The 15,366-nt window shown below is 36.5% G+C and carries 10 protein-coding genes and 1 tRNA gene; 6 read left to right on the top strand and 5 right to left on the bottom strand.

Going from position 1 to position 15,366, the window contains the following annotated elements; all coding sequences use genetic code 11:
- Positions 1-1,240: 1,240 nt before the first annotated feature.
- The 3 genes from ppiC to KO509_RS12600 all read right to left on the bottom strand — a co-directional run bounded on the left by ppiC (position 1,241) and on the right by KO509_RS12600 (position 2,609).
- A complete protein-coding gene (ppiC, locus tag KO509_RS12610; protein ID WP_215973621.1) occupies positions 1,241-1,519 on the bottom strand; it encodes a peptidylprolyl isomerase PpiC in 279 nt (92 codons plus the stop codon).
- Positions 1,520-1,676: 157 nt separating this feature from the next.
- Positions 1,677-1,761: transfer RNA gene (locus KO509_RS12605), tRNA-Leu, on the bottom strand.
- A 218-nt stretch (positions 1,762-1,979) separates the two neighbouring features.
- On the bottom strand, positions 1,980-2,609 hold the full coding sequence (locus tag KO509_RS12600; RefSeq protein ID WP_215973620.1) for a TetR/AcrR family transcriptional regulator: 630 nt from the start codon (positions 2,607-2,609) through the stop codon (positions 1,980-1,982).
- 145 nt (positions 2,610-2,754) lie between these two features.
- On the opposite strand from KO509_RS12600, the gene KO509_RS12595 reads away from it, so the two are divergent.
- From KO509_RS12595 to KO509_RS12585, 3 genes are all read left to right on the top strand, one after another.
- A complete protein-coding gene (locus KO509_RS12595) occupies positions 2,755-3,855 on the top strand; it encodes an efflux RND transporter periplasmic adaptor subunit (protein ID WP_215973619.1) in 1,101 nt (366 codons plus the stop codon).
- Positions 3,856-3,865: 10 nt separating this feature from the next.
- Complete coding sequence (locus tag KO509_RS12590) at positions 3,866-6,916, top strand: efflux RND transporter permease subunit (RefSeq protein WP_215973618.1); 3,051 nt, start codon at positions 3,866-3,868, stop codon at positions 6,914-6,916.
- Between the two features lie 148 nt (positions 6,917-7,064).
- The gene (locus tag KO509_RS12585) at positions 7,065-7,565 is read left to right on the top strand and encodes an RDD family protein (protein WP_215973617.1); all 501 of its coding nucleotides are present in this window, start codon (positions 7,065-7,067) and stop codon (positions 7,563-7,565) included.
- A gap of 96 nt (positions 7,566-7,661) precedes the next feature.
- On the opposite strand, the gene lptG is transcribed toward KO509_RS12585, so the two are convergent.
- On the bottom strand, positions 7,662-8,729 hold the full coding sequence (gene lptG / locus KO509_RS12580; RefSeq protein ID WP_215973616.1) for an LPS export ABC transporter permease LptG: 1,068 nt from the start codon (positions 8,727-8,729) through the stop codon (positions 7,662-7,664).
- Positions 8,729-9,880, bottom strand: coding sequence for an LPS export ABC transporter permease LptF (lptF, locus tag KO509_RS12575; protein WP_215973615.1), 1,152 nt, complete (start codon positions 9,878-9,880; stop codon positions 8,729-8,731). Before lptF ends, lptG begins: the two co-directional genes overlap by 1 nt.
- Positions 9,881-10,098: 218 nt before the next feature.
- Here lptF and pepA point away from each other — a divergent pair, with 218 nt between their 5' ends.
- The 3 genes from pepA (at position 10,099) to KO509_RS12560 (ending at position 15,034) form a co-directional block, all read left to right on the top strand.
- Complete coding sequence (gene pepA, locus KO509_RS12570) at positions 10,099-11,607, top strand: leucyl aminopeptidase (protein WP_215973614.1); 1,509 nt, start codon at positions 10,099-10,101, stop codon at positions 11,605-11,607.
- 24 nt (positions 11,608-11,631) lie between these two features.
- On the top strand, positions 11,632-12,105 hold the full coding sequence (locus KO509_RS12565) for a DNA polymerase III subunit chi (protein ID WP_215973613.1): 474 nt from the start codon (positions 11,632-11,634) through the stop codon (positions 12,103-12,105).
- Positions 12,106-12,178: 73 nt separating this feature from the next.
- Positions 12,179-15,034 carry a valine--tRNA ligase gene (locus KO509_RS12560; protein WP_215973612.1) on the top strand — a complete coding sequence of 952 codons (2,856 nt, stop codon included), beginning with the start codon at positions 12,179-12,181 and terminating at the stop codon, positions 15,032-15,034.
- The last annotated feature ends 332 nt before the right edge of the window (positions 15,035-15,366 follow it).

Here is a 15,366-nt window from a genome sequence, read left to right as displayed (position 1 = left end):
GCCATGATCAAACTCTTCAATTAAAAATCGTTTGTGTAACCTCACCATTATTACCTAAGTAAAATGATGTGTTACTGCTCAATGAATTCTGTCGTGACATTCAATCTCTTCGAAAAGAAACCAAATATCGCATTACATAGTCGCTACCTATCTCGCTAGAAATAAGTAACTATATTTATTTGCATGAACATCATTCATTAAGCGTTTTTTTTGTTCCGCTTCCCTAAGAAAGAAGAACTATGTAAAAACAAGTTAATGTGAGTATTCACACAAATTGCATGATAACTAATTGTTAAAGAAGATATCGAGTAACTAGGTTAGTCGATATAGATGAGAGTCGCATTCGCTCTTCACCTAACAAATTAAGCTGAACTATTTTCTAGCTTAACCCGTGTTGCTCGTTGCTGTTGCCCCGAAGCAGGATGCGTATCATACGCTTCCGAGTTTTAATGTCAACATTTTATTTTGATATTTTTAAAAGTTTTTGCAAACTCTTAAACACTTCATTACTTAAATCAAAAGTAAACGTTAAGTTAACTATTTAGCATTAAATGAAAGTAGATAACTTATTAAAACAGCCCGTTGATGATTCGTTTTGCCTGAACCCCTTGGAACTGGAGCGCATTGTAGAGATTTCTGACTGTACGTCAACACTTTTTTTCAATTAATCCTTAAATTTCTGTTATTTTTTAAGGACAGGGTTAACTATGATCATTAAAACATCAAAAACGATGTTTTTTAAACAACTTACCATATAAATCGCTTCGTCCAGTAAAGTACAACTTTGAATTAGTTTATCTGTACGGCTAAACAATCATCTCATTATTGAAGTAATAGCTTCACCAATGTTGATGATCACATCAATAGTTCGCTGCTTAGATAGCAACTATTATTAATTCAATATTAACCATAATAAATAAAAACTAAAGTTACCTAACTTGAACGCCGAATTAGAAAGCTTAGATTTTACATTAAAAATGGAAGCAATAGATTAAAGATATAAATAATGTACTTTCCATACTACTCTCTATAATGCTAAAAACTCTTTTCTCTATGTTGAGAAATAGATAAGAGTAGCTACTATTATTTAATGAATAGTGTTGGGGATAAAAAGAGTTATTAGATAAGATTTTTAATCACCCTAGGTAAAATCTTCAGGTAGTGACGCTTACTAATGTAGCTTTAATAAAATGCTTTACGATAGCGACCTTATCTTTTACTTACTTTCATCAATATTTGATTAGGTCCGGTAAAGCACCTTAATAACATGCCAACCAAATTTAGTTTTAACCAAGTGAGGTTCTAATATAGCCCCACTAAAAGCTACCTTATCAAACTGAGACACCATCTGACCACGTTTAAACTCACCCAAGTCTCCCCCCTTTTTACCAGACGGACACGACGAGTGCTTTTTAGCTAACGTTTGAAACTTAGCACCTTTACCTAGCTGCTTAATAATATCTTCGGCAAGTTCTTTGTGTTTCACTAATATATGAAGTGCGTGTGCTGTTGCTGCCATAAGAAACCATCCTAATATTACTGATAACTCAACCTAGATTGAACACATAAATAAATCCTTTGTAAAGATCTTATATCAGTTCAGAGCTAATCTAGATAACTACTATTTTTTTGACATAAAAAAACCCCAACTCTTTCGAATCAGGGCTTTATAATGGTGGTACCAGCGGTCGGACTCGAACCGACACGTCTTGCGACAGGGGATTTTGAATCCCCCATGTATACCAATTTCATCACGCTGGCAAAGGCTTTACGCCCGTTTTGCAATTTGCAAAGAATTCACTTTTCACACTAAAAATTGATTTCTTTGTAAACTATTTTATTAACGGTAAATAAGCTATCAATATTGAAGTTATACAGCCACTTCAGCAACAAGCTTAATTGGTGGCATTATACGAGATATAGTTGCTTGTGCAATAGTTTTTCTTGCTTCAATGGCTATATGCTGTTTATTTATTCAATTATAAGCTTGGCTGATACGCTTTAAAAAATAAATCAACGGCTTTATCAACATGTTCATAAACATCTTCATCTAACAATTTATCATTAGGCAGCAATAACATTTTAAAATGTAAGCGCCCTTTTACCATTTCTATTAAAATTTGTGTCGCGAATAAAGGATCATCTATTGATAACACACCGTTCTTATCTAATTCTATTAAATAGTCAGTCAATGGCTCCATACCTTTAAGTGGTCCTTTTTCATAGATCAACGTACCTACTTCAGGTAACTTAGGTACCACTTGCAGCACTAAACGAAATAGCGAAACTAAGGTGTCTGATAGAATCCCTTTAAGAAAACGAAAGCACACTTCTTTAAGTGCATCCTTAGGGGCTAATTGACTCAATTTAATAGACGCTATGGTCGCAGTATGAATAACAATTTGCTGCTGAATAACTGATGTTAATAAACCTTGTTTGTTACCGAATTCATTATAAATAGAACGTCTTGAACCACCCGCTTCAGCAATGATCATCTCTAACGATGTTTGATCATAACCATGCTTTAAAAAGAGTCTTTTTGCCGCATCAAGTATTGACTCTCCACGTGAGCTTAAATCATTTAAAATTAATTCTTCTTTATAGGCCATATTTCAATCTTATATCACTCTTACTTAACTATCATTTGACATTGGTACTACATAGTACCAAGATATAGATAATTTAACAGTATCAATTTACTTTTAACCTTTATACCTCTATAAAAAGTGAGTAAATTTCATTATTGGAATCATTATGAGACTATTCTTAACACTCTTTTTAACTCTATTTCTATTTAGTTGTAATGAGCAAGAAAACATAACCGAAAAAGCTATTAGGCCGATTGCTTGGGAAAAGGTTAGCGAATCTAATTTACAACAGTTACGTACTTTGTCAGGTATTGTAGCTCCCGTTGAATCAACTAGCTTAAGTTTTGAAGTGATGGGAAAGATTGAGAGTGTTGAAGTGAAGCTTGGTGATACCGTTAAAAAAGGCCAAGTGTTAGCTCAACTGAATCACAGAAGCCTCACACTCTCGGTAAAATCGGCTAAAGCACAATTAGATAAAGCAAATTCTGATCAAGTTGAAGCAAAAAACAGCTTTACTCGTTACAGTCAGTTAATTAAAAACGGTTTGGTATCTCAATCTGGATTTGATAACGCAAAAGCTAATTATGAATCAAGCGAAAGTGCGGTAGGTGTTGCTCAGGCACAATTAGATATAGCTCAAAAAAATCTACAAGATGGAACCTTACGCTCTCCATATAACGGTATAATAACAAAACGCTTAATTGAACCATCACAGCAAATCAGCTCTGGGCAACCCGCTTTTGAAATTGAAGGTAAGCATGGTTTGGAAGTACATGTCATGGTACCTGAAACCTTGATCAAAGAATTACAGCACAACAGCATGATACCAGTACGGTTTCCAGTATTACCCCAAACTAAAATGTTAGGTCGGGTTACAGAAATAGGAACCAGAGCAGAAGCAGCGAATGCTTTCCCTATCACAGTTGTCTTACAGGAAAAAAATCCATCCTTAAGAGCAGGAATGACTGCTGAAGTAGATTTTACTTTTGAAGACAAAGGCTCAAAATATTACCAAGGCGTTGCTATCAGTGTACCATTTAGCGCAATACGGGCTGGTTTAAATCAAAAAAGTTATGTATTTATCTACAATCCAAACACACAATCGGTCAATTCAAGTGAAGTTACTATTGAAAATATACGTAACAACATTGCCTTTATTTCCTCTGGTTTAAAAAGTGGTGAGATCATTGCTATTGCTGGTGTCGCGTTTTTACGTGATGGCCAAAAAGTAACGTTGTTAGACAACACTACCCAACGTTTTAATTAAGAATCAAACTATGAATATCACTCATATAGCTTTTAAGTATCGTAAAACTGTATTTTTTATTCTTACATTATTATTAATTAATGGTGTATTTGCCTATTTTACCTTACCTGCACAAGAAGACCCAACTATAACGATAAGAGAATCTGTTATTTCAACTTCTTTTCCTGGGATGGCACCTGAACGTGTCGAGCAGTTAATAACCAAGAAACTTGAAGAAGAAATTAGAAAAGTACCTGAAGTTAAAGAAATAAGATCGCTTTCAACTACGGGAAACTCAACTATTCATGTCAAAATTCATGATCGGTATTTTAATCTTGATGATATCTGGCAGGATGTTCGTAATAAAGCCGTAACCGCTCATACCAAAATGCCTTCAGGTACTAGCACCCCTTATGTAAATACAGAATTTGGTGATGTTTCAGTGGTAACACTAGCTTTAACTGCTGATGGTTTCGACATGAGTGCTATGTATGATATTGCACAGCATATTCGTGATACCTTATATAGCGTTGAAGGAACAAAGAAAATTGAAATTTTAGGCCATTTAGAAGAGCGTATTTTTCTAGAGGCATCAAATGCAAGATTATCGCAACTCGGTATTTCTCCTCAAGCGCTGATCAATGAATTACAAAAACAAAACATTATCCGCTCTGGTGGTGAAGTCGATACAGGTAAAAAGAGTTTCATCATAGAACCATCAGGAAATTTTGGTAGTGTCCCTGATATCGCCAATACTTATATAAATATACCTAACACCGAAGATTTTATTGCGTTAAAAGATGTGGTTAGTATTAAACGAGACTATATCGATCCACCGGACAAATTAGCTTATTACAACGGTAAACCCGCTATCTATTTTGCAATTTCTATGTTGCCTCAATACAACATTTTAGAATTTGCGCCACGTATAAAAACCAATATTAATAAAGTAATTGCTAGTCTACCTATCGGTTACCAACTTGATATTGCTACCTATCAAGCTGAGCAGGTAGAAAAGACAGTACAAGGCGTCTCAATTAACGTACTACAAACACTCGCTATTGTCTTAGTCGTAGTTGTACTATTTTTAGGCTTAAGAACTGGCTTAATTGTCGGGGCTATTGTTCCATTTGTTATGTTAACAACCTTATCAATAATGCTATTTTTTGATATGAAATTAGAGCGTATGAGTTTAGCGACTTTAATCATATCATTAGGTTTATTGGTTGATAACGGTATTGTTATTGCTGAAGATTTTAAGCGAAGAATTGAAGATGGTATTAGTCGTTTCGATGCCATGTTACAAGGTTGTAAAGAGCTCGCCATTCCATTATTAAGCTCCTCTATCACAACAATTTTATTTTTCTTACCATTGATGTTAGCTGAACATGTCGCAGGTGAATTTACTCGTTCAATCTCGCTCGTCATTTTGATTACCTTAATGACAAGCTGGATACTGGCTTTATGTGTCACGCCTATTCTTTGTTACTATTTTATAAAACCGTCGAAAGCCGAAATAGAAAACAGTTTGGTGAAAGGCAAGTTATCCACCATGTATGAAGGTTTTTTGCATTCCGTATTAAAACACAGGCTAATCTTTATTAGCATAATATTAATTTTATTTGTTGGCGCAATTGGTTCAATGAAATTTGTTGCCAAACAATTCTTTCCAGAGTCTGATCGTACGCAAATATTAATGTACATTGATTTACCTAACGGTACTTCTTCACGTGAAACTAATCGCCAAATGAAAGACATATTTACCTGGTTAGATAACAAAGAAAAATTTGCTTTTATTGAAAATTATTCTGGCTACGTAGGCTTCAATGGACCACGTTTTGTCTTATCACTTAACCCTGAAGATCCAGCTCAAAATAAAGGTTTTATTGTGCTTAATGTAGTTGAAGGTACAGACGTAGCCAAAAGAGTATCAGAATTAGGAACACAGCTTGAAGCCAAGTTCCCCAATATTTCTGCTCGCGTGAAAAAAATGTTCTTAGGCCCATCTGATGCAAAAACAATAAAAATTCAAGTTAAAGGCCCAGACAAAAACGTTATTTATCAAAAAGCACAACAAATTATGGACTTGCTCCATCAAGTTCCTAATACTATTAACATACGTAACGATTGGGAAAACTTGATTGTTAAAATAGATGTTAAAATTGATCAACATCGAGCCAAAAGAGCAAGTTTAACATCATCTGAAATAGCCGACGCCTTACAAACGTATTTTTCAGGGGCGCAAATAACAGAATATAGGGAAGGTGATGAAATTATCCCTATCATTTTACGCGCGCAAGAAAGTGAACGTAATAACTTAGACAAACTACGCACACTTAATGTCTATTCTGAAAAAACAGGAAAAGCGATCCCGTTATTCCAAGTAGCAACATTTGTACCTGTAAATCAATTTTCTGTTATACACCATGAAGATATGTTTCGTACTATTAGCATTGAAGCACGTAATACGGGTATGGCTGCAGAAGATCTACAAAAAGTTATAGATGAAAAAATTCAACTGTTAGCAGCTGACTTACCCGTTAATCACGAAATATTCTACGGTGGTGCAATTAAAGAATCTAAAGCGGCCCAAAAAGCATTAAGTGCTAGTATGCCAATGGTGATTGGTTTTATATTAATACTACTTGTTGCTCAATTTAACTCCTTTAGAAAAGCAGCGATAATTACCTTAACCATGCCGCTCTCTTTTATTGGTGCTGTAATTGGTTTATTAGTGATGCAAGCACCGTTTGGTTTTATGGTTACTTTAGGATTATATAGCTTGGCTGGTATTATCATTAACAATGCTATCGTACTCATTGATCGCATTAACATTGAAGTTCAAAGTGGTAAAACGCAATACCAAGCTTTAGTGGATGCTTGCTTAACGCGATTACGACCTATTGCAATGACAACAATTACAACAGTAATGGGCTTACTACCATTAATTATCAGTAAAGACCCATTGTTCTATGGTATGGCTAATGTTATTGCTTTTGGGTTAGGTATTGGTACCATATTAACACTTGCTGTTGTGCCTGTACTTTATTCTACATTTTATAAGGTTAAGGCTGAATCCTAAACGAACTTAAAATAGTGAAGGTGAATGCCATTTGCAGGTATTCACTTAGCTTAATTTTCACGATTACACACTACTTACTTAAACTCTTGTAGTGTCTTTGATAGACTACGCTTTTGTTAAGCTACCACTCGTATTTTGAGCACTTTGTATGACTTCAACTGATGTAAATGAATTTCCTCGCGCTGGATTCCGTCGCCGCTTTGGCTCTTGGATTTATGATCTACTTATTGCTATTGCCGTTTATATGCTTGCCGGTGCAATATCCTTTTTTATTTTTAACTTATGTATTAGGTATGGGCTTATCGATATGCAAGGCTTCGAGCACTCAATAGATTTACAGCGTTCTTCATTGCTTTTTAGTGTATTAATCTATGGTTGGAATATTGCCTGGGTAAGCTTTTTCTTTGTGTTTTTTTGGTCAAGAACAGGCCAAACATTAGGTATGAAGGCATGGCGTTTACGTGTACAAAATCAAGATGGTACACGTATTACTGAAATGACAGGAATAAAACGTTTACTCCCTACTCTGCTTGGCTTAGGGAATTTAACCGTAATATTTGATCGTAAAAATAAGCTCAGCTTACAAGATAGACTCACTAACACGGAAGTGGTTGTTTTGTCATTAGAAGCGAATAAAGGCAGACTATAAGAGCTCACCAGCTTTTATAACAAGAAAGCAGGATCAATTCTTATATAGCTATTTTAGATTCGGCTGTTCAAGGTGAGCGTTAAATATATCATTTTATTATGTTGGTTTTTTATTCATAAAATACCAAGCCAACATAATAAAAATGATACTTGGTGAAACAGCACCTATTAATGGTGGGAATTGGTACACCAAGCTTAATGAGCCTAATACTTCATTACAAACAAAGAAGATAATACCCGTAATAACCCCCATCATAATCCGCGCGCCCATAGAAACAGAGCGTAGCGGTCCAAAAATAAATGACAAAGCAACTAATAGCATTACCGCAACCGTTGCAGGTTGCACCAGTTTCCGCCAAAACGCTAATTGATATCGGCTAGGATCTTGTTCATTCGCTTCTAAATAATCTAAATAATCCACTAAGCCTCGTATCGATAAGGATTCAGGTGTTACGGTTACCACGCCTAACTTTTTAGGTGTTAATGAAGATTCCCATACTTGTTTGTCTATATTACTACTACTAATTTTTTGCTCGTTTAATTGTGTATTTACCACGTTTGATAATAACCAGGCTTCATCTTTATATACTGCCGACTCTGCACTTAACCAACTATCTAATTTGAGGTCATCATTAAAACGATAGACTTGTACTTTCTTTAACTGTCCTTGCTCTAACACTTCGCCAATATTAACAAAATAATCGCCATCTTTAGCCCACACTCCATTTTTGGCTGAGATTAAACTCCCACCGGATATAGCCTGAGCCCGAATTTCTCTTGCTGTTGCTTCTCCTTCAGGCGCTAACCATTCTCCCACAGCCATAGAAACAAAAATAAGTAAAATTGCTGTTTTCATTACCGATTTAATAATATCTAAACGTGATAAGCCAGCTGCTTGCATGACTACCAGCTCACTATTACTCGCTAACATACCAATGCCAATTAATCCGCCAATTAATGCTGACATGGGAAAAAAGACTTCTATATCTCGAGGAACAGAATAGAGAACATAAAGTGCAGCATGCGATAAATCATAATTACCTCGCCCCACAGCACGCATTTGTTCAACAAACTTTATAATACCGCTAACACTAACAAAAACGGCCAAAGTTAAAAAAGTAGTGGATGCGACAATACGCCCAATATAAACATCTAATATTTTCATTAGATCTGGCCTCGAACATTATTACGCTTAAAACTAGGCAGTTTTGCTTTAATCTTTCTGCCGCTACTACGCTCTTTCATTAAAAGAATAATACCTAAAAATAAAGCACTAATATGAATAGGCCAAAGACCAACAGCTGAGGGTAGCGCCTGTCGCTCTACCCCAGATTTCATTGCCGTTAATAATAAAAAATATCCTAAAAATAACATTAATGCCGGCAACATTTTGGCAAATTTACCTTGTCTAGGGTTAACAACACTAAGAGGCACAGCAATAAAGGTTAAAATAATGCATGCAAGCGGAAAAGCGATACGCCATTGTATGGTTGCACTATACTCAGCTGCAGTCTTAACGTCTGTTGAATTAAATAGTTGTTGTGTAGGTAAAGCACTCAGCTTACGATGTTTTTGTTCTACTTCTTGATCTTGAATTTGTATATAGTATTTATCAAACGTAACTGCCTGAAAGACCCCGTTAGTTGCATCTTTGTGATAACGCATACCTTCGGTTAGTACTAAGCGTTGAGATCCTGAATCTTCCTCAAGCACTTGTCCTTTTTTTGCATAAACCAAACTAGAATTAATAATACTCTCTTCTGGATGATTTACGTTAGGCAATTGAGCTACAAATACTTTATCAAAACTATTGTCATTGCGATTCTTACCATGAATAAAAACAACCGCTTTTTCATTACCAGTTTTTTGAAAACGTCCGGCGATTAAAGAGCTCAAGCCCGAATCTGCGGCTAACTCGTCTGTTACTTGGTATTGATACTCTGATGCCATAGGGGCTAAATATAAAGTAAATATACCGGTAAAAATAGCAGTAACAAAAGCAAGCACTAACGTCACTCGTACAACGTACCACTCACTCACTCCACAAGAATGTAGTACGGTCATTTCGTTATCCGCATAAATGCGGCCATACGCCAATAAAATACCTAAAAATAAACTTAAAGGCAGCATCATACCTGCCAAATCAGGAACTTTAAGTGCAATAAATGTCATCACCATTTGCCCAGGAATACTACCTTCTGAGGCGTCCCCTAAGACACGAACAAATTTTTGACTGATAAAAATGGTCATCAACACAAAAAATACTGCTAGCTGCGTTTTTGCCACTTCTTTTAATAAATAACGAAAAATGATCACAAAAAGATCCCATTAAAACTGTGTTTTTTCTGACAATCGACAAGTTTTTCTAGTAAACTTGCCGTTTTCATAACTAAACTATATAGTCGACATATAAAATTAATTGATATATGTAGCTATAATTATAGCCCTTAGCACTATCACTTGAATAGTTAAGAGTGCAATTTTTTACTAGTTTTAGCAAGAGATACCCTCATTAAACGTAAAAGGAGAACTTCATGGAGTTCGGTATAAAAAGCGGTAGCCCAGAAAAGCAACGTAGTGCCTGTATTGTTGTTGGTGTGTTTGAGCCTCGTCGTCTTAGTTCAACAGCAGAACAACTTGATGAAATAAGTGAAGGCTATATAAGCAATCTTTTGCGTAAAGGTGATTTAGAAGGTAAGTCAGGACAGATGTTATTATTACATCATGTACCTAATATTCTTAGTGAACGTGTTTTATTGGTTGGTTGTGGTAAAGAACGTGAATTAGACGAACGTCAATATCGCCAAATAATCAAAAAAACTATTAATACACTAAATGAAACAGGTTCAATGGAAGCAGTATGTTTCTTATCTGAACTTCATGTTAAAGGTCGTGATACTTATTGGAAAATTCGCCAAGCGGTAGAAGCAACCCAAGATGGTTTATACAGTTTCAATAGTTTAAAAACTCATAAAGAAGAGCCTCGTAGACCTTTACGTAAAGTAGTATTTAACGTACCTACACGTCGAGAGCTACCAATTGGTGAGCGCGCTATTAGCCACGCATTAGCAATTGCTGAAGGTATTACAACCTGTAAAAATGTTGCCAATATGCCACCAAACATTTGTAATCCGGCATATTTAGCAGAGCAAGCCAAAATTTTAGCCAATGATTACGATAGAGTATCAACAACTATTGTTGGCGAACAGGAAATGGAAGAGCTTGGTATGGGGTCATACTTGGCAGTAGGTAGAGGCTCAGCAAATGAATCTTTAATGAGCATTATGACCTATAAAGGCATTGATGATGACTCAAAACCACTAGTACTAGTTGGCAAAGGCCTTACTTTTGATAGTGGTGGTATTTCATTAAAGCCTGGTGCTGGCATGGACGAAATGAAATATGATATGGGCGGTGCTGCAGGTGTTTTAGGTGCTATGCATGCCTTAGCCGAGTTGAATTTACCAATTAATGTTATCGGTATTTTAGCGGGCTGTGAAAACATGCCAAGCAGTAATGCTTATCGTCCAGGTGATATTCTAACAACAATGTCAGGACAAACAGTAGAAGTATTAAACACCGATGCTGAAGGTCGTTTAGTTTTATGTGATGCTTTAACCTATGTTGAGCGTTTCGATCCTGAAGCGGTAATTGATGTTGCTACATTAACAGGTGCCTGTGTTGTTGCCTTAGGTAAACATGCAACAGGTTTGTTAAGCTCTCATAACCCACTTGCTCATGAGCTATTAAATGCTTCAGAACAAAGTGGTGATAGAGCATGGCGTTTACCTTTATGGGACGATTATCAAGAACAACTTGAAAGTCCATTTGCTGATATGGCAAATATTGGTGGTAAAGAAGCAGGTACTATTACCGCCGCTTGTTTCTTAGCGCGCTTCACTAAAAAATATAACTGGGCTCATTTAGATATTGCTGGAACTGCATGGCGCAGTGGCGGTAAAGATAAAGGCTCAACAGGCCGTCCTGTTAGCATGTTAACGCAATTTATGCTTAACCGTGCAGGTCAAGAAGTGGACGAGTAGTTTCGTTTAAATTAGGCAAATACCATGCAAACACAGGTTATGTTTTACCTTCTCAATGACGAGAAGACTGACAATAATGATAAAGATGCTGAAACAACAGATAAAAGTTCAGCACTTTATCATGCCTGTTTACAAGCAAGCCATTTTTATCGTCAAAACCAGCGGGTATTTATTTATACACAAGATAAAGAGCAAGCTGAGCAAATTGATGAATTATTATGGGCATTTGACACTGATAGTTTTGTGCCTCATAACTTGGCGGGAGAAGGACCAAAACAAGGTGCTATGGTAGAAATTAGCGATCAACCGTTACGTGGTCGCCGCCCTGTTTTAATCAACTTAACCGAAACTATGCCTACATTTGCAAATCAATTTCAATTTATTGTTGATTTTGTCCCTAGCGATGAAATCTTAAAACAAAAAGCCCGTGAGCGTTTTAAAACGTGTCGACAATGGGGCTTTCAAGTAAACAATCAAGTAGTGGCACAGCCACAATAATATAGGTTGCACCTTAAATTCTGTAAAGTCTTAATTCAACTTACCATTAACAACTTTTTATACCGGAACAATGATGGAAAAAACATTCAACCCAACCGACATTGAACAATCTTTATATACCAGCTGGGAAGAGCAAGGTTACTTTAGCCCAACAGGTGAAGGCGATAGCTATAGCATTGCCATTCCGCCGCCTAATGTCACCGGCTCTTTACATATGGGACATGCTTTTCAACAAACCATCATGGATACTTTAATTCGATACCAACGTATGCAGGGTAAAAATACCTTATGGCAAACAGGTTGTGATCATGCTGGTATTGCTACTCAAATGGTTGTTGAACGTAAGATTGCTGCTGAAGAAGATAAAACACGCCACGACTATGGCCGTGAAGGCTTTATCGATAAGATTTGGGAATGGAAAAACGAATCTGGCGGCACTATAGGCAAGCAAATGCGTCGTTTAGGTAACTCTATCGATTGGTCACGTGAACGCTTTACCATGGATGATGGTATGTCTGAAGCAGTTCAAGAAGTGTTTGTACGCTTGTTTGAAGACGATCTTATTTATCGTGGTAAACGCTTAGTTAATTGGGATCCAAAATTCCATACCGCAATTTCAGATTTAGAAGTAGAAAACAAAGACAAAAAAGGCCACATGTGGCATTTACGTTACCCACTTGCTGATGGCCAAAAAACGGCAGAGGGTCTTGATTATTTAGTGGTAGCAACAACGCGTCCAGAAACCATGTTAGGCGATACCGGTGTTGCGGTTAACCCTGAAGATCCACGTTATAAAGACCTAATTGGCAAACAAGTATTACTACCATTAGTGAATCGTTTAATTCCTATTGTGGGTGATGAACATGCTGATATGGACAAAGGCACGGGTTGTGTAAAAATCACACCTGCTCATGACTTTAACGATAATGAAGTCGGTAAACGTCATGCGCTACCTCAAATCAATATTTTTAATAAAGATGCTGCAGTGTTAGCAACAGCTGAGGTTTACGACACTAAAGGCGAAGTATCAAATGCTTATGATGGTGCACTACCTGCAGAATTCGCAGGTATGGATCGCTTTGTCGCGCGCAAAGCTATCGTAGCTAAATTTGATGAATTAGGTTTATTGGTTGAAGTGAAAGACCATGATTTAGTTGCGCCATACGGCGATCGCTCAGGTGTTATCATTGAACCTCTTTTAACTGATCAATGGTACGTACGTGTTGAGAAATTAGCAGGTCCTGCCGTGGATGCAGTGAAAGACGGTCAAATTGAATTTGTTCCTAAACAATACGAAAATATGTACTTTGCTTGGATGAACAATATTCAAGATTGGTGTATTTCACGTCAACTTTGGTGGGGACACAGAATTCCAGCTTGGTATGACGAAAGCGGCAAAGTTTACGTTGGTCGTACCGAAGCTGAAGTACGCGCTAATAACAACATTAGCGATGATATAAAATTAAGCCAAGATGATGATGTACTTGATACTTGGTTCTCATCTGCACTTTGGACATTCTCAACGTTAGGATGGCCAAAAGAGACCGATGATCTAAAAACGTTTCACCCTACTGATGTACTAGTAACAGGTTTTGACATTATTTTCTTCTGGGTTGCTCGCATGATCATGATGACGATGCATTTCAATAAAGATGAAAATGGTAAATCACAAATACCTTTCAAAAAAGTATACATGACCGGCCTTATTCGCGATGAAAATGGCGATAAAATGAGTAAATCAAAAGGTAACGTAGTTGATCCATTAGATATGATTGACGGTATTTCACTTGAAGATTTATTACAAAAACGTACTGGCAATATGATGCAGCCTAAGTTGGCCGCTAAAATAGAAAAATTAACCCGCAAAGAATACCCAAATGGTATTGAAGCACACGGGACTGATGCTTTACGTTTCACTTTAACATCGGTTGCGACTACGGGGCGTGATATTAGCTGGGATATGAAACGCTTAGAAGGTTACCGTAACTTTACTAATAAGTTATGGAATGCTAGTCGTTATGTAATGATGAACACTGAAGAATTTGATTGTGGAGCAAATGGCGGCGAAATGGAATTGTCTCTTGCTGACCGTTGGATCATAGGACAGTTTGAGCAAACAGTAAAAACGGTTCATGAAGCTTTTGATACTTACCGTTTTGATCTTGCTTCACAAGCTTTATATGAGTTCACTTGGAATCAATTCTGTGACTGGTATTTAGAATTAACTAAACCTATTTTATTCAAAGGTAATGAAGTACAACAACGTGGTACTCGCCATACATTAGTCAACATTTTAGAGGCATTACTACGTTTAATGCACCCTATTATGCCGTTTATTACTGAAACTATTTGGCAGCGCGTTCAGCCATTAAGTGGTTTTGCTAAAAAAGGTGATTCAATTATGATTCAGGCATTTCCTGAATTTGACGCCAGCAAATGTGATCAACAATCAATTGACGATCTAGAGTGGGTTAAACAATTTATTATTGCCATTCGTAATATTCGTGGCGAAATGGATATTTCACCTAGTAAAGAGCTACCAGTATTACTTAAAAACGTAAACGAGAACGATAAACGTCGCTTAAATGAAAATGAACAATTCTTAAGCTCGCTGGCAAAACTTGAAAGTATTACTGTGTTAGCAGAAAGTGAACAAGGCCCTGCTTGTGCTTCAGCTGTCGTTGGTGATTTATCTGTTCTTATACCAATGGCTGGTTTAATTGACAAAGAAGCCGAGATTGCTCGTTTAGATAAAGCCATTGATAAACTAGATAAAGAAGCAACTCGAGTTCGTGGCAAACTGGGTAATGAAAATTTTGTTAGCAAAGCTCCACCTGCGGTTATCGCCAAAGAAGAAGCAAAACTAGCTGAAGCTGAATCTACCCTTGCAAAAATGCAAGAGCAAAAAGCTCAAATAGCAGCACTATAATTTAGTAAAAGAGTAATTTCCGCCTACGAAAAACACCGTAGAGTAGGCGGAAATTAAAAATATTCAAATTAATCTTTTAAATATCATTACATTAAAAAACAACGACTTACGAATAAAAACCTTCTTAAGTCCTTTTATTTTCATAAAAAATTGAACTATTTGAGCTTTTTATAAAGCAAATTAAAAACAACTGTGCTATGCTGCAATTGCGTTGAGTTTTTGTGTTGCGGATGAAGGTTGATACTAACTTTTGTTTTAGATTTACCAAGTACTTAGGTACTTGTTTATTCTTAACAAATGGATTTTAGGCAATGCAAACTGGTTGTTTGTTC

Source organism: Colwellia sp. C2M11 (assembly GCF_018860915.1).
Taxonomy (GTDB): domain Bacteria; phylum Pseudomonadota; class Gammaproteobacteria; order Enterobacterales; family Alteromonadaceae; genus Colwellia.
This window is presented reverse-complemented; position numbering and strand designations above follow the sequence as displayed.

Coding starts and splice junctions, on each gene's coding strand:
- KO509_RS12585 (WP_215973617.1), top strand. CDS start 7,065: ATGACTTCAACTGATGTAAATGAATTTCCTCGCGCTGGATTCCGTCGC.
- KO509_RS12600 (WP_215973620.1), bottom strand. CDS start 2,609: ATGGCCTATAAAGAAGAATTAATTTTAAATGATTTAAGCTCACGTGGA.
- KO509_RS12590 (WP_215973618.1), top strand. CDS start 3,866: ATGAATATCACTCATATAGCTTTTAAGTATCGTAAAACTGTATTTTTT.
- KO509_RS12595 (WP_215973619.1), top strand. CDS start 2,755: ATGAGACTATTCTTAACACTCTTTTTAACTCTATTTCTATTTAGTTGT.
- pepA (WP_215973614.1), top strand. CDS start 10,099: ATGGAGTTCGGTATAAAAAGCGGTAGCCCAGAAAAGCAACGTAGTGCC.
- KO509_RS12560 (WP_215973612.1), top strand. CDS start 12,179: ATGGAAAAAACATTCAACCCAACCGACATTGAACAATCTTTATATACC.
- lptG (WP_215973616.1), bottom strand. CDS start 8,729: ATGAAAATATTAGATGTTTATATTGGGCGTATTGTCGCATCCACTACT.
- KO509_RS12565 (WP_215973613.1), top strand. CDS start 11,632: ATGCAAACACAGGTTATGTTTTACCTTCTCAATGACGAGAAGACTGAC.
- ppiC (WP_215973621.1), bottom strand. CDS start 1,519: ATGGCAGCAACAGCACACGCACTTCATATATTAGTGAAACACAAAGAA.